The sequence below is a fragment of the Magnetospirillum sp. SS-4 genome (assembly GCF_902729425.1).
GTDB lineage: Bacteria > Pseudomonadota > Alphaproteobacteria > Rhodospirillales > Magnetospirillaceae > Phaeospirillum.
In genome coordinates this window covers 45,464-66,266 of the sequence record NZ_CACVCH010000056.1, presented here as the reverse complement: position 1 = coordinate 66,266, position 20,803 = coordinate 45,464, and the positions used below count along the sequence as shown (strand labels likewise).

The window sequence follows — 20,803 nt, the reverse complement described above, 5'->3', positions numbered from 1 at the left end:
CCCCGCCGCTGGGTTCTGGATTCCGCCACCGGGCGGTGCCATGATGCCGGCCCCGACGATCACGGACAGCCAAGCATGCCCCCCAGGACCAATTCCCTCAAGCTCAACGCCCTGCAACTGAAGACCCTGGCGCTGTTCCAGGAACTGGCGCGCCATCCGGAAAGCAGCACCCGCCTGGACAGCGGCGAGGTGTTCCTGTCGCATTTGCCGCGCCCCCACGGCAACCACTTCCATGTGGGGGCCAAGGTGGTTGCCTCCCGGGACGCCACCGGACTCGCGATTCCGGCGGTGTGGACCGCCCTGGAACGCAAAGGACTGATTCGCGGAACCTTTCCCATGGTGGTCTCCCTGACGCCGGAAGGGCTGGCCTATGAAACCGGCATCGCCGACCAGATTCTGCACGGTTCGGATCACTGAGCATGATCATCGCCATCGACGGGCCGGCGGCGGCCGGCAAGGGAACCCTGGCGCGGCGCCTGGCCGCCGAACTGGATTTCGATTACCTGGACACCGGCCTGATCTACCGGGCGGTGGGAATGAAGCTGGTCCGCGCCGGCCTTGATCCCGCCGATTCCGCCCAGGCGGGGGAGACCGCCCGCGCCCTTGCCCCCGCCGACCTGGAAGCGCCGGACCTGCGCGAGGACGCCGCCGCCCAGGCCGCCTCCAAGGTCGCGGCGATTCCCGAGGTCCGCGCCGCCCTACTGGATTTCCAGCGCCGCTTCGCCCGCCAGCCGCCGGGCGGCCGGGGGGCGGTGCTGGATGGCCGCGACATCGGCACCGTGGTCTGCCCCGAGGCCGGAGTGAAGCTGTTCGTCACGGCCTCGCTGGAAAAAAGAGCGCTGCGCCGCCTGAAAGAGTTGCAGGACAAGGGGCTGGAGGCTATACACAGCACCGTCCTCGCCGACATGAAGGAGCGTGACGAGCGCGACCGCAACCGGTCCGTCGCCCCGCTGGTTCCCGCCGAGGACGCCGTCGTCCTGGACACCTCCGATCTCGACGCCGAACAGGCTTTCGCCGCGGCCCTTGATCTGGTCCGTTCCGGACGATAGCGCGGAAGACCACTACCACCGGACACCGCCAGGGACAGCCCCAGGCGGTGGCTTTCTTATTGGCTAAGACCGCCGGAAACAACCGGCCGGCCAGAAAGACACGACTGAAAGGAACTCTTGCTTATGACCAATTCCGCACTTGCGCAGGCCGACGATTTCGCCGCCCTGCTGGACGAGACCCTGGGTGTTGGCGGCTCGTTCGAAGGCCAGGTGATCACCGGCCTGATCGTCGAGATCGATGGCGACTGCGCCGTCATCGACGTCGGCCTCAAGTCCGAGGGCCGCGTCCCCCTGAAGGAATTCGCCACCGCCGGCCGCAATGCCGACATCAAGGCCGGCGACCGCGTCGACGTCTTCATCGAGCGCTACGAGGATCGCAACGGCGAAGTCGTGCTGTCGCGCGAGAAGGCCAAGCGCGAGGAAGCCTGGACCCTGCTGGAAAAGTCGTTCGAGGCGCAGCAGCGCGTCAACGGCGTCATCTTCGGCCGCGTCAAGGGCGGCTTCACCGTCGACCTGTCGGGCGCCGTGGCGTTCCTGCCGGGCAGCCAGGTCGACATCCGTCCCGTGCGCGACATCACCCCGCTGCTGGGCACCCCGCAGCCGTTCCAGATCCTGAAGATGGACCGCTCGCGCGGCAACATCGTGGTGTCGCGGCGCGCCGTGCTGGAAGAGACCCGCGCCGAGCAGCGTTCCGAGCTGATCGAGAACCTGAAGGAAGGCCAGATCCTGGAAGGCGTGGTCAAGAACATCACCGATTACGGCGCGTTCGTTGACCTGGGCGGCGTCGATGGCCTGCTGCATGTCACCGACATCGCCTGGAAGCGCATCAACCACCCGTCCGAGGCCCTGCATATCGGCCAGACCGTCAAGGTCCAGGTCATCCGCTTCAACTCCGAGACCCAGCGCATCAGCCTGGGCATCAAGCAGCTGGACGCCGATCCGTGGGAGGGCGTCGAGGCCAAGTACCCGGTCAACGCCAAGTTCACCGGCCGCGTCACCAACATCACCGATTACGGCGCGTTCGTCGAGCTGGAGCCCGGTGTCGAGGGTCTGGTCCACGTCTCCGAGATGAGCTGGACCAAGAAGAACGTCCATCCCGGCAAGATCGTCTCCACCTCCCAGGAGGTCGAGGTCATGGTGCTGGACGTGGACCCGCAGAAGCGCCGTATCTCGCTCGGCCTCAAGCAGACCATGAACAACCCGTGGGAAGGCTTCCTGGAGCGCTTCCCCCAGGGCACCCTGGTCGAGGGCGAGATCAAGAACATCACCGAGTTCGGCCTGTTCATCGGCCTGCCCGGCGACATCGACGGCATGGTCCACATGTCCGACCTCGATTGGGAGAAGTCCGGCGAGGCCGCCATTCAGGACTTCAAGAAGGGCGACGTGGTCAAGGCCAAGGTGCTCGACGTCGACATCGAGAAGGAGCGCATCAGCCTCGGCATCAAGCAGCTGTCGGATGATCCGTTCCAGAACGCGCTGTCCTCCATCAAGAAGGGCGACGTGGTCACCTGTACCGTCACCCAGGTCACCGAGAACGGCCTGGAAGTCGCCGTCGACGGCCTGTCCGGCTTCATCCGCAAGGGCGAACTGTCCCGCGAGCGTTCCGAGCAGCGCCCCGAGCGTTTCGCCGTCGGCGAGAAGATCGACGCCAAGGTGACCACCGTGGAAAAGAGCTCGCGCAAGATCACCCTGTCGATCAAGGCCCGCGAGGTCGAGGAAGAAAAGCAGGCGATGGCCGATTACGGTTCGTCCGATTCGGGCGCCAGCCTGGGCGACATCCTGGGCGCCGCCATGCGCAAGGCTCAGGAAGAGAAGTAATCCTTCCCGCCTGATCCGCTGTTGGGAAAGGCCCGCGCCCGAAAGAGCGCGGGCCTTTTTCATTCCCCGCGTCCAGCCCCGGGGATTGGGCTGTTACCGGCTGTTACCGTGATGGGCACAGTCCGGTTACACGGCTTGTCTATACAAGGTGTCATCAGTTCTCCCCATTCGAGGTGACACCATGAAGTCCTTTCCCCGTTACACCGCCGCCGTCGCCATCGTCCTGGCCGTGGCCGGCGGCGTCGGCATCGCCCGCGCCAATCCAATGATGGCCGGCCCCATGGGCGGCGGCAGCCCCATGGGCCACCACATGTGCACGGACATGGATGCCAGGATGGCGGCCAAGGCGGCCTACGCCGAGGTCAGGCTTGGCCTGGGCGAAGCCCAGAAGGAGGCGCTCGCCAAGCTGAAGGAAACCATGAAGGCCGCTCACGAACCCATGAAAAAGGTCTGCGCCGAACTGGCCGCCCAGCCGCCGGCCACGACCATGCCCGCCCGCATGGCGCAGATGCAGAAGATGATGGAGGTCCGGGTGGAGACCATGCGCACGGTGATTCCCGCCATGACCGGGTTCTACGACATCTTGACCCCGGAACAGCGCAAGATCGCCGATTCCCTGATGGGGGGCCGTCACGGCCGCCACCACATGGGGCATTGATCCGATCATCCCCCCTTGACGCCCGCCCCCCGGAATCTGGCCCCGGGGGGCCTTGTCATGCCTGGCCCGGACCACTCGGCGCCGCGACGGCAAGCACCGCCGGATCGGTTCGGAGGTTTGGCCGGCATTACCCCCCCTCCCCCCGGCACCATCGCCGCCACAGGCCGCGAAAGGCCTGTTCGAGATCGCGGGTTCCGCCCCGGCAATCCAGCAGCGGGCTGGCGGCCAGGGTGGCGCGCAAGGTGGCGCGATAGCGCTCTAGCCGGTCACCGTCGCAAGCCAGATCGACGGCCATGTCCACGTATTGATCCGGCGTCGCGGCAATCAGTTCGGGAACCCCGGCATTGGTCAGCATCGAGACGCCGAAGCGCTGGCCGGGGTGGGTTCCGCCCAGGCTGATCACCGGCACTCCCATCCACAGCGGAATGACGGTGGAGGTGGCTCCGGTCACCGGAAAACCGTCCAGCATCACCGAGATGCGGCCATAGACCGGCCATTGCCGCGCCCAGCCGCCCTCGATGGTCTCGAAATCGAAGCGATCTCCCAGCGGGGCCAGCATCTGGCGATAGTGGCGCACCGTCTGGGGGTTGCCGTAGCGGGAATTCTTGAGCAGCAGCCGGGCGCCGGGAACCCCGTCGAGAATCCGCCGCAACATCCCGACCAGCATGGGCGACAGGCGCAGCGGATCGGCGAAGAAGGCGAAGAGCGGCGGCCCCGGCTGTCGCGGCGACACCTCGGGCCAGTCCTCGCGGGGGCGGAACGGCATGAAGGCGTTGGGCAGCCGCACCACCGTCTCGGTGAAGTGGTCGTCGGTGCCTTCGGGCGCGATATGGCGGTCGGTGACGAAATGGCGAATCGCCGGCACCCCCAGGGTTCCGGCCATGCCAAGGTGGTTGCCGACCTGGATCGGGGCCGGTTCCAGCGCGAACATGGCCAGCCGGTTGCCGTGGGTATGGCCGGCGCAATCCACCAGGATGTCGATGCCGTCGCCGCGGATCAGGTCCGCCAGGGCCTGATCCGACAGCCGGGCGACGTCGCGCCAGCCATGGCCGTTCGCCCTCATGCGCTCGGTGACGTGATCATTGATCTTGTTGAGCGAATAGCAGGTGACCTCGAAGGCGTCGCGGTCGTGATGTTCCAGAACCGGTTCCATGAAGTAGGAGGCGGCATGATCGCGGAAATCCGGCGACAGATATCCGATCCGAAGCCGGCGCCCGGGGTCGCGGTCGTTGTCATGGATCACCCCGGGCCGGCCCAGCGCGCCGCTGGTCTCGCCCCATCGGCGCGCCTCGGTCGCCAGTTGCGGACCGGTGACCTCGGGCAGGTAATACATGTTGTAGAGAAGATTGCTGTGGGCCAGCACGTTGTCGGGCTTGAACCTCACCGCGGTCCGGAAGCTTTCCACCGCCTCGGGCATGCGGCCGAGATCGGCCTGGAGATTGCCGAGATTGTTGAAGGCGTCCGCATAATCCGGGCGGATGGCGATGGCCTTGCGGTGCATGGCCTCGGCCTCGGCCAGCCGCCCCGAAACCGCCAGCGAGCATCCGGCGTTGTAATAGGCCGGCGCATGGCCGGGAAAGGCGGCGATGCAGCGGCGATAGACCGTCAGCGCCTCGGCCGCCAGCCCCTGATCCGACAGGGCGGCGCCCAGATTGCACAGGGCCACCGGGGTCTCGCTCTCCGCCACCACCCGCCGCAGCAGATCCGCCGCCACGTCGAAGGCTCCGCGCCGGTAGGCCGCAACGCCCTGGTCGTGCAACGCCCCCCAGTCCCTGGGATTGAGCAGCAGCAGGTGATCGAACATGTCGTCGGCCTCGGCGTAGCGTCCCGCCGCCGCCAGCGACTGCCCCACCATACGCACCCCGCCGAATACCTCGGACGCCGCCGCCGCCAGATCAGGATCGTCCGGAATCAGGCGGACCGCGAACCACGCCGCCGAGGCCGCCCCGCGCCAGTCGCCACCGCGCAGCCGCGCCACCGTCAGGGCCAGCCACCCCACCGGTTCGGATTCGGTAAGGGCCATGGCGTGGTCAAGGGCGGCCAGGGCCTCCTGGTTCCGCCCAGCCATCAGCAGGGCGATGCCACGGCGTATCCAGGCGGCGGCGTCGCCGGAACCGGCCGGCGGCGGCTCGATTCCGCCGGGAACGAGGGCAGTGGCCGCCTCGATCAGCCATTGTTCCAGCCGGCTCACCCCTCAGTCCCCCTTCCGGCGGCAGGCATCGGCCCACATGGCGCCATAGGCCTCCTCGACCGCCCGGGCATGGGCCGTCGCATCCAGCAGCGGCGAACCCTTCAGGCGCCGGCGCATATCCGCGCGCAACGCCGCCAGACGGCCGCGATCGCCGAGCAGCCCGCACAGCAACGCCACGTAGCCGTCGCCATCGGTCGCCGCCAGATCGTCGAGTCCGATGGCGGCAAGAATCGCGGCGGTCAACCGCTGGTTGGCGTGGCGGCCGGCCAGGGTGACCACCGGCACCCCCATCCACAGCATGATCAGCGATGAACTGGTTCCGCTGGCCGGCCACGAATCCAGCATGACGCAGACCCGGCCATAGACGTCCATGTTGGCGCCCCAGCCGCCCGGAACGCCTTCGAAGATGGCCCGGCCGGCCACCGCCCCCAGCCGCCGCCGCCAGTATTCCGTCATATCCGGGACATCATAGGCGGGATGCTTGAACAGGATGCGGGCATCGGGCACCCGGTTCAGCACCCGGCACCACAGATCCACCTGGCTGGCGTCGATACGGGCGGGATCGGTGAAGCAGCCCAGCAGCGGCGGACCATCCGGCGGAGCGGACACTCCGGGCCAGTCGTCCCTCGGCCGGAAGGCGCCGAACCCGCCGGCCAAGCGCACCACCGTCTCGCTGAAATGGCTTTCGAAACCGGGCGGGGTCAGCACGGAATCCGTCAAGATATAGTCGACCCACGACAGGCCGGTGGTGCCGCCATAAGCCAGCGCCAGCGATACCTGGACCGGCGCCGGACGTTCCGCCATGGCCCGCAGGCGGTTGCCGGCGGTGTGACCGGCCAGATCCACCAAGATGTCGATGCCGTCGCCGCGAACCCGACCGGCAAAAGCCTCGTCGTCCAGGGTCGAGACATCGCGCCAGACGTCGGCCAGCCCGCGCAGTCGTGCGGTGGTGGAATCCGGCCGCGCCACGTTGGCGTAGCAGAACACCTCCACCCGGGCGCGGTCATGGGCGGCCAGCAGCGGTTCGGCGAAATAGGAGACGGCGTGCTCGCGAAAGTCCGGCGAGACATAGCCCACCCGCAGACGCCGCCCGGGGTCCGAGGCCGGACGCGCCGTCGGCGGCGGCGTTCCGTTCCGGGCCTCCCAGGCGCGGCCCTCGGCCAGCAGGTCGGGGCCGGTGGCGGCGGGATCGAGCAGACGGGTGAACATGATGTTGCTGTGGACGATGAACAGGTCCGGCTCCAGTTCCAGCGCCCGGCGATAATGGCCCAGCGCCGCCGTCCAGTCCCCCAGGTCGCGCAGCACGTTGCCGAAATTGCCATGGGCGGCGGCCAGGGTCGGGTCCAGGGCCAGGGCGCGCGACAGCACGGCATGGGCCTCCAGCTTGCGCCCCAGGGCCGACAGGGCGATGCCGCGATTGACCAGCAGCTTGCCCCCCACCCCGTCGTCGCCCCGAGGAGGAATGGAAACCTCCAGCGCCTCGTCTGGCCGGCCGGCCTCGATCAGCATCTTGCTGAGGGTGGTCCGTGCCGGCAGGAAATCGGGGTTGAGTTCCAGCGCCCGGCGGAAGGCGGGCTCGGCCTCCAGCAACCGGCCCATCGCCAGCAAGACCTCGCCCCGGTTGGCATGGTACAGGGGAACGCCCGGCGCCATCATCAAGGCCCGCTCGATCATCGCCAGACCGGTGGCGCCGTTTCCGCGCTGATAGAGCAGGAAGCCCAGCAGGTGGGAAAGATCGGGGTCGGACGGCCGCAGGGCCTGCAAGGCGCGATAGCCGCGCTCGGCCTCGTCCAGCCGGCCGGCCCGGTGCAGTGCCAGGACATCGCCCAGGGTCAGGTCATCGGCCATCGCGTCACCTTCTCGCCCCGCGCCGCCGCCGTCAGCGCCGCTTCCATAAAATCCTCGAACTCGGCCACCATGGCCGCGTCGTCGAACAGAATCGCCGAACGCTCGCGGATGGCGGCCCGCAGGGACGAGCGCCATTCGGGGTCCCGCGCCAGACGCAGCGCCTTGGCGACGTAATCGTCAGGGTCGGCGCAAACCAGATCCATCAGCCCCATGCGGCGATACAGGGCCAGCGAAACCCGCCCGCGCATGAAGGCGCCGGGCCAGGTCACCACCGGCGAGCCTAGGGCCAGCGCCTCGTGGGTGGAATTGCCGCCGCTGAAGTGGAAGGGGTCCAGGTTGACGTCGCACGCCGCCAGCAGGGACATGAACTCCAGCCGCGACATCTGCGGCAGGAAGACGATGCGGTCCGCCACATGGGGGAACCGCGCCGCGATGCGCCGGCGCAACGCCGGCTCCCACGCCACCATGGCGGAAGTGGTGATCAGCAACCGGCCGTCGGGGTCCTCGGTCAGAATGCGTCCCAGGACGTCGTCGAAATCCGGATGGAACTTCATCAGGTTCTGCGGGCACACGTAAAGATGCGCCCCTTCCGGCACCCCCAGCCGCGAACGATCGGCCACCACCTCCTCCACCGGGGGGCGGGGATAGCAGGTGGGCAGGTGTCCCAGCCGGATCAGCGTCTCGGTATAGTGCTCGTCGCCATCGTCGGGTTCCAGCAGGTGGGACGACAGGAAGTAATCCATGGCGGGAATGCCGGTGGTGTCGGGATGGCCCCAGGTGACGCACTGGACAGGCGCCAGCCGGGAGAACGCCAGGAAATAGGTCAACGACACCATGCCGATCTCGAAATAGAACAATACGTCCAGTTCCAGTTCGGCGATGGCCCGGCGGGCGCCGTCCAGGTCGTCGACCAGGGGAACCACCCGATCCACCAGACTGTCCATGGCGTCCGATTCGCCGTCGGCGACGCCGCCGGGACGCAGGAAGACTATATCGAAACGATCGCGCGACAGCCGCCCGATCAGCCCGGCATTGAGGTGGTCCAGGGTCCGGTTGTGACGGTACGACCCGACGATGCCCAGGCGAATCCGACCGGTGCGGGGCCTGGGATCGCGGCAATGGGGCGCCACGTAATCCAGCCCCGGCACGGTGGCGCGATAGAACTCGGCGAGGCGGCGCTGAACGCCGCAATCGTTCAGGTTATGATAGGCAAGGCCAAATCCGGTCTCCCCCACCATGCGCAACGGGTCGGTCAGAATCAGGCCGCCGGCCTGCAACCGGTCCAGCCCCGCCTCCAGCTCGCGGCGATACCCGGCCATGGCCTCGGTCGACTCGTACACCCTGGGCGCCAGCAGCAGGCGCCGCACGCTGGCACCGCACGGTCCCTGCATCGCCTCGATGCGGCGGCAGCATTCCCGCGCCTCCTCGATCTGGCCGAGACGCTTGTGGATATTGGCCAGGTTGAATTGAAGGCCGGCCTTGTCCGAATAGCCGGGCTCGGCCGCCCGGTAGAGGTCGATGCAGCGCCGGGCAAGCTCCGGGTCCTGGGACGTATTGGACATGTCGAGGGCGCTTGCCAGATTGACCAGGGCCTCCGGATGATCGGGCTCCAGGGCGAGGGCGGTTCCAAGGGCGGCAATGGCGTCGCCGACCCGCCCCAGCCCCATCAGGATGATGGCGAGATTGCTGTGTGAAACCGGATTGAACGGAGCCGCCGCCACCGCCCGCCCCAGGCAGGCCAGCGCCTCGGCGGGACGGGTGCCGCGCAGCGCGGCGCCGCGCCGGGTCCAGCCCTCCGCGTCGAGGGGATCGGGTTCGGCCGCAGGCGCCGGCGTGACGGAGACATTCCCACCACCTTGCCCCTCGCACCAGGCCCGCCACAACCGGCGACAGGCCTGCCCGGTCTCGGCGGCGACCCCGCCCGCGTCCAGGATCGGACTGGCCTTCATGGTGGCGCGCATGGTCCGGCGATAGCGGTCCAGGCGGTCGCGATCCCCAACCAACGCCATCACCAGGGCGATAAAGGATTCGGGATTTTCCGCCACCAGTTCGGGAGCGCCGGCATTGTTCAGCATGGTGGCGCCATAGCGCCGGCCGGGATAGGTTCCCGCCAGACTGACCACGGGCACCCCCATCCACAGGGGAATCAGGGTGGAGGTCGCCCCGGTCAGGGGATAGGTGTCCAGCATGACCGTCACCCGGCCGTAGACGCCCATATGGGCGCTCCAGCCGCCGTTGACGTCCTCCATGTCGAAGCGGTCGCCGAACCATCGCCCGAACCGTTGCCGCCAGTAGCCGGCCCGGTCCGGAACGCCGAAGGCCGGATGCTTGAACAGCAGTCTCGCCCCCGGCAGCCGGTCGAGGAGGATTTTCCACAGATCCAGCGCCACGTCCCCGATGCGGCTGGGCTCGGCGAAGCATCCCAGAACCGGCGGCTGCCCCTCGGCGGGCAGGGGAAACACGTCGGGCCAGTCGTCGCGCGGCCGGAACGGGGCGATCACCCGGGGCAGCCGGACCAGCGGCTCGGCGAACAGTGCCTCGTAGCCGGGCGGCGTCAACCAGGGATCGCCGAACATGGCGTCGAATACGTCCATTCCAGTGGTCCCGTCGTGGCCGATCAGGGTCGCCACCTGCACCGGGGCCGGCTTGCGGGCGAACACCCCCATCCGCTTGCCGACGGTATGACCGACCAGATCGACCAGGATATCGATGCCATCCGCCTGAATCAGCGCCGCCGCCTCGCCGTCCCCCATGTGGAGGATATCGCGCCAGTGGTCGGCCAGGACCTTGAACCGTCCGGTGACGGCGTCCTCCTGCTCGACCATGGAATAGCAGAAAACCTCGAAGGCGGCGCGGTCGCGGGCCGCCAGCAATGGTTCGACGAAATAGGCGACAGCGTGGTTGCGGAAATCGGGCGAGACGTAACCGATGCGCAGCCGGCGGTCGGGGTCGGGGTCATTGGCGTGGGACAGGCGGGGAATGCCGGCCATGTGGGCGGCGTTCCATCGCCGATACTCGGCCAGCAGCGTCTCGCCGGTGGTGGTGGCGTCGCAGCCGAGGGCGGCGAGCAGATTGTCGTGGATGATCGAATCGCCCGCATCCAGGGCGTGGGCCTTGCGGAACGCCTCCAGCGCCGGACCGAGCTGGCCGCCGGCATGATAGGCATTGCCCAGTTGCAGATAGGACTTGGCGAAATCGGGCCGGCTGGCGATGGCGCCCCGGGCCGCCTCGATGGCGTCGGTGATGCGGCCGATCATCTTGTACAGACGCCCCAGGTTGTAAAGGACGATATAGTTTCCCGGCGCCAGGTCGAGAGCCTGGCGCAGCCGCGCCACCGCCTGATCGGTCTGCTTCAGTTCCTGGTGGACCAGCCCAAGATTCATTACCGCGCTGGCGTGGCGGGGATCGAGTTCCACCGCCCGGAGATAGGCCGGAATCGCCTCGCCATAGCGCCGCGTCTCGTGCAGGGCGCGGCCGCGGCCATAGTGAAGCGACGCGGTGTCGAGCCCCGCCGCCGCCGCCTCGTCCAGTTTTGCCAAGGCTTCGGCATGGCGGCCCGCCTCCTCCAGCGCCATGCCCTGGCGGCCCAGCAGTTCGGCCGGATTGCCGCCACGCTCCAGGGCGAGGGCGAACCACGGCGCCGCCTCCAGGGGACGGCCCAGCCTCTCCAGCACGGTTCCCATGTTGACGCAGGGCTCGCTCAGGTCCGGCGACAGGGCCAGGGCGCGCTCGGCCGCCCGCATGGCCTCGTCCAGCCGCCCCAGCGCCAGCAGGGCGACGCTCAGGTTGCACCACTGGGCGCCGCTTTCACCCACCGCCAGCGACTGGCGGATCAGCCCGACCCCCTGCTCGCTCCGGCCGGACTGATGGGCCAGCAGGCCCAGCATGTGCAAGCTGTCCAGATGGTCGGGAGCGACGGCGAGAATCTGGCGATAGACGGCCTCCGCCTCCGGCATCGCCCCCCGGCGATGCAGGTCGACGCCATGCTGGAAGGCCTGATCGACGGTGACGGTCACTTCGGTCATGCGCTCCCCCTCTCAAGCCCCGCAGGCGTCGCGCCACAGGGCGCGATAGGCGGCCTCGACACCACGGGCGTAGGCCTCGGCATCGGTCAGCGGCGAGTTGCGCACCCGGTCGCGCAGGGTGGCGCGCAGGTCGGCCAGCCGTCGGCGGTCGCCGGCCAGGGTGGTGATCAGCCTGACATAGCCGTCGCCATCGATGGCGGCCAGATCGGACAGACCAGCGGCGGTCAGGATCGAGGCGGTGAAACGCTGGTTGGCGTGACCGCCGGCCAGGGTGACCACCGGCAGCCCCATCCACAGCATGATCACGCTGGCGCTGGCGCTGCTGGCCGGCCACGAATCCAGCATGACGGTGACCCGGCCGTAGACATCCATGTTGGCGCCCCAGCCGCCCGGAACGCCTTCGAAGATGGCCCGGTCGGCCACCTTTCCGAACAGGCGGCGCCAATGCCCGGCCATGTCGGGGGAATCGTAGGAGGCATGCTTGAACAATATGCGGGCGTCCGGCATGGCTTCCAATACCCGGCGCCACAACTCCACCTGTCCGCCGTCCACCCGTGCCGGGTCGGTGAAGCAGCCCAGCAGCGGCGGGCCATCGGGCAGCGGAAACACCTCGGGCCAGCTTTCCCTGGGCTGGAAGGCGGCGAACACTCCCGGCAGCCGGATCACCTTCTCGCTGAAATGGCTTTCGAAGCCGGGGGGAGTCAGCACGGCATCGGTGACGATGGCGTCCATCCATGACAGGCCGGTGGTGCCGCCATACCCCAGGATGAACGACACCTGCACCGGCGCCGGCCGGCCGGCCATGGCCAGCAGGCGGTTGCCGGCGGTATGCCCCGCCAGATCCACCAGGACGTCGATGCCGTCGGCGCGGATCATCTCGGCGAGGCGGGCATCGTCGACTCCCAGGGTGTCGCGCCAACCGTCAGCCAGGGCGCGCAGCCTTTTGGTGGTATCGTCCGGACGCAGGGTGTCGGAGTAGCAGAACACCTCGACCCGCCGGCGATCATGGGCGCGCAGCAGCGGTTCGACGAAGAAGGTGACCGCGTGTTCCTTGAAGTCGGGCGAGACATACCCCACCCGCAACCGCCTGTCGGGGCCGGAGGCGGGCGGCGGGCGGACGGCGGGGGTTCCCCTGCCCGCCTCCCACGAGCGGGCCTCCGCCAGGAGGTCGGCGCCGGTGGCGGCGGGATCGAACAGGCGGGTGAACAGAATGTTCGACTGGGTGACGAACAGGTCGGGCCGCAGTTCGAGGGCGCGGCGGTAATGGGCCAGCGCCTCGGGCCAGTTGCCGATGTCGCGCAGCACATTGCCCAGGTTGCTGTAGAGATGGCCCAGGCCGGGCGCGGCGGCGATGGCCTTGCCATAGACCTCGATGGCGGCCATCTTGCGCCCGGCCCGGTCGAAAAGCACGCCCAGGCTGTTGAGAATCTCGGCGTCGCCGGGCCGGATCGCCAGGGCGCGGCGATAGCACTCGACCGCCTCGGTCGGCCGCCCCAGTTCCACCCAGGTCCCGGCGGCGGTGGACAGGCGGTCGGGATCGTCGCCCAGCAGGGCGGAGGCGGCGTCCAGGCAGCGGATTCCCTCGTCGGTCCGGCCGGCCGCCGCCAGGGCCGAGGCCCGCGACGTGTGGGCGCGCCACAGTCCCGGATTGCAGCGGATGGCGTCCTGGAACGCGGCGGCGGCGGCGGCGGGATCGCCGCTTCCCCGCAGCGTCAGTCCGAGATTGAGGTGGGCCGAGGCGTTATCGGGATCGGTGGCCACCGCTTTGCGGCAGCATTCCAGCGCTTCGTCCATCAGCCCGATCCGGCGGCAGGTCTCGCCCAGATTGGACCAGAAATGAGTGGGAGGTTGGACCGCCAGGGCGATGGAATGCCGCATCAGTCGGGCGGCCACGGCGTAATCGCCGCGCAGGAAGGCCAGCAGGCCCAGCATGTGGATGGCCTCGGCATGGCCGGGCTCGACCGCCAGGATGCTTCCCAGCGCGATCTCGGCATCGCGGGTGCGGCCCGCCGCCTGATGGGTCAGGGCGGCCTGGAACAATTGCCCGACATCGTCGGTCATCGCGCCCCCTCGACGCACCATTCCCGCCAGACCTGCCGCAGCGCCGCCTCCCAGTCGCGGGCGATGCCCGACCCGTCCAGCAGGGCCGAATCGGCCATGGTCCGACGCAGTCCGGCGCGCAGGAAGGCCAGCCGCGTCTCGTCCCGGATCAGGGCGGCGGCGGTGGCCAGATAGGCGTCCTCGCCGTCGGCCACCAGGTCGCCGAGGCCGGCATTGCGCAGGAACGGCGCGCCGAACCGTTCCATGACGTGGGTCCCCGCCAGCGACATGACCGGCACCCCCATCCACATGGGAATGAGAGTCGAGGTCGCCCCGGTGGATGGGCAGGAATCCAGCATCACCCGGACCTTGCCGTAGACATCCATGTTGCTGGCCCAGTAGCCGGGCAGTCCCTCGAAGTCGATCCGGTCACCCAGCACCGAGAAACGGCCGCGCCAGTGGCGCTCCATCACCTGATGGTCATAGGCCTTGTTCTTGAACAAGAGGCGCGATCCGGGGACCGAGTCCAGAAGCCGCCGCCATAGGTTCAGCGCCTTGGCGCCGACCCGCAGCGGGTCGGCGAAACAGCCGAACACCATTCCTTCCGGGACGGCCGGCGCCGGCGCCGGCCAGAACTCCTTGGGCTCGAACGGCGCGAAGACGCGGGGCAGCCGCAGCAGCCGCTCGCTGAACTGGCCGTCGTAACCGTCCGGCGTCAGGTGAATGTCGCTCAGGAAGTAATCCATCTCGGTGACGCCGCTGGTGCCGCCGTGACCAAGCGGCGTCGAAATCTGCACCGGCGCCGGACGGCGCTTGAACAGACGCAGGCGGTTGCCGCCGCTGTGACCGCTGCAATCGATCAGGATATCGATGCCGTCGGCGCGGATTTTGTCCAGCAGGGCGTTGTCGTGAATACCGCGGCTGTCGCACCAGCCATCGGCGAGCGAACGGAACCAGTCGGTCACCACGTCGTCGCGCAAGGCTTCATTGTAGCAATGCACCGACACCGCCGAACGGTCGAAATTACGGAACAGCGGCAGCAGGAAATAGCTGACGGCGTGATCGCGCAGGTCGGCCGAGACGAATCCCACCCTCAGCGGCCGGTCGGGATCGGGCGTGTTGGCGAAAGGCCTGGTTTCCGCGGGAACCAGGACCGACTGGCGGCGGTCCCACGCCACCGCCTCGTCACGCAGCCTGACGCCGGTGGTGGTGTCCTGATAGGTCAGGGCGAAGATCAGGTTGCTGCGAACCACATGATGATCGGGATTCAGCCGCAAGGCCCGCTGAAAGCGGTCGATGGCCTCGTCGATCCGGCCCTGCTGTTGCAGGATGGTTCCCAGATTGGCCTGGGCGGCGAAATAACCGGGTTCCAGGGCGATGCACCGGTTCAGCACCGCCGCCGCCTCGTGCAGCAGCCCCTTCTCCTTGTAGGCAAGGCCGAGATTGTTGAGAGACGAGATGTGGTCGGGTTGAAGCGCCAGCGCCTGCTGGTAATAGGCGATCGCCTGATCGGTCCGGCCGGTCTTGCGGCACAGCTCGCCCAGGCTGTTGTATCCCTCGGTGAAGTCGGGCTGGATCTCAAGGGCGGATCGATACCAGGACTCGGCCTCGTCGTAGCGGGCGAACAGTTCCAGGGTCGATCCGCAATTATGGCGGAACAGATAATTGTCCGGCATCTGGGCAAGGGCGCGCTGACGGCAGACCAGGGCCTCGTCCAGCCGCCCCACCTCCTGTAGAAGGTTGGCCAGATTGTTGTAGATGTCGGCATCGTCGGGCGACAGTGACAACGCCGCCCGGAAGGCGGCGATGGCCTCGTCCATCTGCCCCAGGGAATGAAGGGCCATGGCCAGATGCTGGTGATAGACCGAATGGTCCCCGGCCACCGCGATGGCCTGGCGGTACAACGGCACCGCGCTGCCGAACCGGCCATGCTGGTAGGCGATCAGCCCCAGCAGGTGCAGGCTGTCGGCATGATTGGGAGATTCCTCCAAAATCCGGCGATAAAGGATCTCGGCCTCGGAAAAGCGACCACTGTTATGGTGGTCGATGGCAGCTGCGAGGGTCTCGGGAATGCCGGGCATGGTGAGAAACGTCCGTGATGCTGGGGGTGGATGTCAGTCCGCCATGCCGTCGCCGGTCTCGCACCAGCGCCGCCAGAGGGAAACGTAAGTGCTCTCGGCGGCCCGGGCGAAGCCTCGGGCATCGCAGGCCGGACCCGACGCCAGCCGGTCCCGGAGGCTGGTCCGCAACGCCGCCAGCCGCAAGCGGTTTTGTGCCAAATCAACCACCTTGTCCACATATTCTTCCGGGTTGGAGGCCACCAGATCGGCCAGCCCCGCCGCCCCCAGAATCGAGACGCCGAACCGCTGGCCGCTATGCCCGCCGGCCAGGGTGACCACCGGCACCCCCATCCACAACGGGATCAGGGTCGAACTGGCGCCGTGGGCGGGAAAGGTGTCCAGCGCCACCGTGATCCGGCCGTAGACGTCCATGTTGGCGTCCCACCCGCCGGCAAGGCCTTCCAGGATCACCCGCCCGCCCAGGCGGGAGAACCGCGAGCGCCAGTGCCCGCCATCCTGGGTTTCCGCCAGGTTGCCGTGCTTCAGCAGCAGCCGCGCCCCCGGCAGCCGGTCGAGGATTCGCCCCCACAGATCGATCAGCGCGTCGCCGACGCGGGCGGGATTGCCAAGGCAGGCCAGCAGCGGCGGCCCGTCCGCCAGGGGAAACGGTTGCGGCCATGCCGGATCGGGCCGGAACGGCGCGAAAACCGGCAGACGCGCCACGTCTTCGCAAAAGCCGTCCTCGGCGCCCTCGGGGATCAGAAGCCGGTCCGCCAGGATACAGTCGACGGCGGCCATGCCGGTGGTGCCGCCATGTCCCAGCAGGGTCGTCACCTGGACGGGAGCGGGCTTGCGGGCCAGGGCGGACAGCCGTCCGCCGGCGGAATGGCCGGCGCATTCGACCAGGACGTCGATGCCGTCTGCCTGGATCTGCCCGACCAGACGGCCGTCATCCAGGCCGGACACCGAACGCCAGTGCTCGACCCCCCGGCGGGCCAGATCGGTCAGGTCGTCCGACTGGGGGTGATCGTGGTAGCAAAACACCTCGACCACCGAGGGATCGTGGGCCGTCACCATGGGCAGCAGGAAAAAGCCGGCGGCGTGGCGGCGGAAATCCGGCGACAGATAGCCGATTCGCAACCGCCGGCCGGGGTCGCCCCGGTTCAGGTACATGCAGCGGGGGACCCGGCCGTGCGCGTCGTCCCACCGGCACGCCTCGGCCAGCAGCGAGGCGGCGGTGGCGTCGGCAAGATAATGCAGCACGAACAGCAGGTTGCCATGCACCCTGGCGTCGGGAGCCAGACGCAGTGAGGCGCGGTAGGCCTCGACCGCCTCGGCGGCCATGCCCAGATTGGCCAGGGCGTTGCCCAGGTTCGACAGCACCCCGGCATTGTCCGGCTCGTCCGCCAGGATCGAGCGGTAGATGTCCAGCGCCTCGCCCAACCGGCCATCCGATTGCAGGACGGTCGCCAGGGTGTTGGCGGCCTGGGTTCCGCCCCCCATGGCGACGGCCCGGCGCAGCATCTCGGTGGCCTCGGCGGTCCGCCCCTGGGTCTTGCGGACATTGGCCAGACAGACCAGGGCGTCCACATTGGCCGCGTCGGCGGCCAGCACCGCCTCGCACAGGGCGGCGGCGCGCCCGGACTCGCCGGTGCGCAGCAGGGCCAGGGCCAGATTGACCCGCCCCTCGACCACATCCGGCGCCAGATCCACCAGACGGGCGAGAACGGCGCAAGCCCCCTCCCAATCGCACCGCTTCAGCAGGGCGGCGCCAAGATTGTTGAGGGCGTGGGGATTGGCGCCGTCGCGGCGGATGGCGCGGCGAAAGCAGTCGACCGCCTGATCGGTGTCGCCCAGGGCCAGCAGCGACACCCCCAGATTGGTCCAGCCGTCGGCCCGGTCCGGCGCCAGAACCAGCGAGCGGCGGATCAGCGCCTCCGCCGCCGCGTGATCGCCCCGCGCCTGGCGGCAAGCGCCCAGATACAGCAAGGTCGCGGCATTGGTGGGCAGGATCGCCCGCAGACGCTCCAAGATCGCCTCGCAATCGGCGACGCGCCCCTGGGGAATCAGCGAAACGGCAAATCCCACGACCCCGGCGGCCAGGCCTTCGGCCGCCGCCGGATCGCCGGCCAGCAGGCGCTCGCCGGTCATGGTCAGCGCCTGATCGATGGTGATATCGGACACCCGGATCGGTCTCCCCGTCAAACCGGGCGCATCATAGCCGAACCGAAACACCCCGCCATAGGGGAGAATTGCCCGCCAGGAAAACCGGATTCGGAGACGGCCGGATTCCGGGTCAGAATCGTGTCGTCGCCGCGACCAGCCATGTCGGCATGACCGCGATCAGCCCGGCCTCGATGGCTTTGTCCGTCCCCGTGACGACGAGAAGCCCCATCACCAGCAGGACGCCTCCCATGATGGGCTTTCCTAGCCGCGCCAGACTGGCCAGGCGGTGGCGCCGCGCCGCCACCGCCTGGCGGGAGCCATAGGCCAGGGCCAGCATGGGAGCGGTCGCCCCCAGGCTGAACACCAGCATGATCAGGGCGGCCTGGGCGGTGGTGCCGCTTTGGGCGGCCAACCCGATGGCCGCCCCCAGGGTGGGGCCGGCGCAAGGCGACCACACCGCCCCCAGCAGGATTCCCAACAGGAACTGCCCGCCCAGGCCATTGCCCGGCATCCGTCCCAGCAGGCCGTTGGCCCCGCCGGTCAGCGGAGCGGCCAGGACGACCATGGCCCGTTGCAGGCGGGAACTGAGCATGACCGCGCCGAACGCCATCATGACCACGGCCGCCGTGCTCCGGATGACGCTTCCATCCACTCCCACGGCGAAGCCGAGGGTGGCGAGAAACAGCCCGACGGCGGTGAACGATGTCGCCAATCCGGCCGCCAGCGCCACCGGCGCCAGCCGGTGCTGCTGCAACGCACCGCCCAGCAACACCGGCAACAGCGGCAGCACGCACGGCGACAGGGTCGACAGCGACCCGGCAAGAAAGCCGAAGGCCAGATTGGCGCCCATGATCCCTACAGCGCCCTGGCGACCAGAGCGCCGATCGCCTGGGGATCGGTGTCGCCCGTGGAGCGCCCGACCTCGGCCTTGCCCTTGAAGACGATCAAGGTGCTCTGGTACTGGACTCGGAACTGCCTCAGGGCATCCTTGGCGGTGTCGAAATCGACGTTGAACACCATCAGGGCGGGGTGAGCCTTCTCCAATCCCTCAATGATCGGCTTTTGCTGAACGCAGGTGGGGCACCAGGGGGCGTGGACGTCCACCAGGATGCTTTTCCCGGCGGCCTGCGCCTCGGCGAAGGCCTTGGCGTCATAGGGCTGTCCAGCCTGGGCGGCCCAGGAGGAAAGGGCGAGGATGACGGCGAACAGGGCGGACAGCGGGGTGGCGAAACGCTTCATGATCGGGTCTCCCGTGGATTTCGGGGCACGGCCGGAACAGATTTCGACTGGGATCGGACGCGGCACCGGCCAACGCCACGCGGCCCCCAGCGGCCGCCATCTCCGGCACCGGGGCGCCGGAGATGGCGTGATCCGTCACTTCTTGGGAGCGCACGGGTTCATGGGCTTGGCGGCGCACGGATTGGCCGCCTTGGGAGCGCACGGATTCATGGACTTGGTCGCGCACGGGTTCATGGGCTTGGCCTTGGCCGCGCACGGATTGGCGGCCTTGGGAGCACACGGGTTCGCCGCCTGGGCATGGGCACTGCCGGCGGCCAGGCCGGACGATACCGCCATCGAGGCGGCGAGCAGGACGGCGCGGGTGAGCTTGTTCATGGAGACCTCCTTGTTTGCCCTTCGCCATGCGGCGAGGCTTTCACCGGAGGTTCGCCGGCAAGCCGGCATTGGTTTCTCCGGCACCGGAAATTTTTCACCGATTCACGATCCGCGGCGGTCATGGACGGCTGACCAGGGTCTCGAACAGACGGAAACGATTGCGGCCGGCCTGGGCATCGGCCTCGGCGATCAACCGGGCCGCCGGACTTTTCCCCGGCAAACCGGCAAGCAGGCCGTCGTAGACGTCGTGGTCGTAGAAATCGTCGGGATGGACCTCCAGCCAGAACCGCACCCGCCCCCCGGCGGGCCACGGCATGTCGAGGACGGCGGTTTCTCCGGGCGACAGACGGGTATCGAAGCGCTCGACCCACTCGCCGTTCACCACCTCCACCCGACGCTGGATGACATGCCGGCGCATGGTGCCGGCCACCGGCCGGCCGGCCGCGTCCAGGGCCACTCCGGCCATGACGACCTTGGGCGTCACATAGGTTGGAAAGGCATGCCCCACCCCGGTACTGGTCAGACGGAACCGTGCCCGCCGGGAATCGGCGATGAACTCGGCCGTCAGCCCGGACCGCACCATGTCGGGATCATGGATGCCGCGCCAAAGGTGCCGCCGGCCGGGCATGTGACAGGACTGGCAGGTCTTGCCCTCGGCGGCGGCCGGGCTGGCCCGCCATTCCACCACGGTATTCTCCAGGGGTTTGCCGTTGATGGCCTGATCCTGGGGAAACTGATGACAGACGGCGCAGAAGTCGGACTTCTCGAAGTCGGTCGAGCGGATGACGCCGCCGTGGGGAGCGTCGGGCGAGCCGACGCCGGCCTGGCCGGAATCCCGTTGCGACGGGCCGAATCGCCGATGCTCCCGGACATGGCAGCCGCCACAGGAATTCCCGGCGGCGGCCAGCCCCTGTTCCCAGGGCACATGCCCCTTGCCGCGAGCCCTGGCCGCCTCGAACGCGGCCATCTGTTCGGCCAGGGGCGCATGACAGTTCATGCAGGATCGCGCCTCCTCGACGTCGAGGCTCAGCAACTGCCCCACCAGACCGGGAGAGAACGCCTTGGCATGCAGCGAGGTCCGCCACTCGGCCAGCTTGTCGGCATGGCAAAGGCCGCAATCCTCCGGCTTGAGAGACCGTTCCTGTTCGGACCAGGACGATGGCGCCGTCCCCTGCGGAGCCAGGGGCTGATGCCAGTACCCGGCGGGAAGCGGATCGGCATGGGACGCCAGGGCGAAAACCGCCACCGCCACGGCCAGGCCCCAGGCCCCGATTCCATACCGCATCCGCCTCTCCTCGCTCTCGCCGGGCACAGATCATCCTCCCGATATTCGG

14 protein-coding genes are annotated in these 20,803 nt (G+C 68.5%); 4 read left to right on the top strand and 10 right to left on the bottom strand.

All coding sequences use genetic code 11. The annotated features are described in order from the left end of the window. The 4 genes from MTBSS4_RS10180 to MTBSS4_RS10165 form a co-directional block, all read left to right on the top strand. Positions 1–417: hypothetical protein (locus MTBSS4_RS10180; protein ID WP_368667773.1), on the top strand; the 417-nt coding region annotated here is incomplete at its 5' end. A gap of 2 nt (positions 418–419) precedes the next feature. Further along, entirely contained in the window at positions 420–1,049 is a 630-nt protein-coding gene (cmk, locus tag MTBSS4_RS10175; RefSeq protein ID WP_173983299.1) for a (d)CMP kinase, read from the top strand. 123 nt (positions 1,050–1,172) lie between these two features. Beyond that, the gene (gene rpsA / locus MTBSS4_RS10170; RefSeq protein ID WP_173983298.1) at positions 1,173–2,867 is read left to right on the top strand and encodes a 30S ribosomal protein S1; all 1,695 of its coding nucleotides are present in this window, start codon (positions 1,173–1,175) and stop codon (positions 2,865–2,867) included. Between the two features lie 181 nt (positions 2,868–3,048). Continuing rightward, the gene (locus MTBSS4_RS10165; protein ID WP_173983297.1) at positions 3,049–3,525 is read left to right on the top strand and encodes a Spy/CpxP family protein refolding chaperone; all 477 of its coding nucleotides are present in this window, start codon (positions 3,049–3,051) and stop codon (positions 3,523–3,525) included. Positions 3,526–3,652: 127 nt separating this feature from the next. Here the strand turns inward: MTBSS4_RS10165 and MTBSS4_RS10160 are convergent, their stop codons facing one another. The 10 genes from MTBSS4_RS10160 to MTBSS4_RS10115 all read right to left on the bottom strand — a co-directional run bounded on the left by MTBSS4_RS10160 (position 3,653) and on the right by MTBSS4_RS10115 (position 20,754). Further along, entirely contained in the window at positions 3,653–5,716 is a 2,064-nt protein-coding gene (locus MTBSS4_RS10160; RefSeq protein ID WP_173983296.1) for a glycosyltransferase family 41 protein, read from the bottom strand. Positions 5,717–5,719: 3 nt separating this feature from the next. Further along, positions 5,720–7,564, bottom strand: coding sequence for a tetratricopeptide repeat protein (locus tag MTBSS4_RS10155; RefSeq protein ID WP_173983295.1), 1,845 nt, complete (start codon positions 7,562–7,564; stop codon positions 5,720–5,722). Beyond that, a complete protein-coding gene (locus MTBSS4_RS10150; protein WP_173983294.1) occupies positions 7,549–11,589 on the bottom strand; it encodes a tetratricopeptide repeat protein in 4,041 nt (1,346 codons plus the stop codon). Before MTBSS4_RS10150 ends, MTBSS4_RS10155 begins: the two co-directional genes overlap by 16 nt. Before the next feature lie 12 nt (positions 11,590–11,601). After that, positions 11,602–13,650: a glycosyltransferase family 41 protein gene (locus MTBSS4_RS10145; protein ID WP_173983293.1), complete on the bottom strand. Its 2,049-nt coding sequence runs from the start codon at positions 13,648–13,650 to the stop codon at positions 11,602–11,604. Beyond that, positions 13,647–15,710 carry a tetratricopeptide repeat protein gene (locus MTBSS4_RS10140; RefSeq protein ID WP_173983292.1) on the bottom strand — a complete coding sequence of 688 codons (2,064 nt, stop codon included), beginning with the start codon at positions 15,708–15,710 and terminating at the stop codon, positions 13,647–13,649. The genes MTBSS4_RS10145 and MTBSS4_RS10140 overlap by 4 nt, the downstream gene beginning before the upstream one ends. 33 nt (positions 15,711–15,743) lie before the next feature. Further along, on the bottom strand, positions 15,744–17,873 hold the full coding sequence (locus tag MTBSS4_RS10135) for a tetratricopeptide repeat protein (protein ID WP_173983291.1): 2,130 nt from the start codon (positions 17,871–17,873) through the stop codon (positions 15,744–15,746). A gap of 112 nt (positions 17,874–17,985) precedes the next feature. Beyond that, positions 17,986–18,705, bottom strand: a complete 720-nt coding sequence (locus tag MTBSS4_RS10130; protein WP_173983290.1) for a cytochrome c biogenesis CcdA family protein — start codon at positions 18,703–18,705, stop codon at positions 17,986–17,988. Positions 18,706–18,710: 5 nt separating this feature from the next. Continuing rightward, positions 18,711–19,094 (bottom strand): thioredoxin family protein, encoded by a 384-nt coding sequence (locus MTBSS4_RS10125; protein ID WP_173983289.1) that lies wholly within the window; start codon positions 19,092–19,094, stop codon positions 18,711–18,713. A 135-nt stretch (positions 19,095–19,229) separates the two neighbouring features. Further along, positions 19,230–19,469, bottom strand: a complete 240-nt coding sequence (locus MTBSS4_RS10120) for a hypothetical protein (protein ID WP_173983288.1) — start codon at positions 19,467–19,469, stop codon at positions 19,230–19,232. A gap of 118 nt (positions 19,470–19,587) precedes the next feature. Continuing rightward, positions 19,588–20,754, bottom strand: a complete 1,167-nt coding sequence (locus tag MTBSS4_RS10115; RefSeq protein WP_173983287.1) for a multiheme c-type cytochrome — start codon at positions 20,752–20,754, stop codon at positions 19,588–19,590. Positions 20,755–20,803 lie beyond the last annotated feature (49 nt).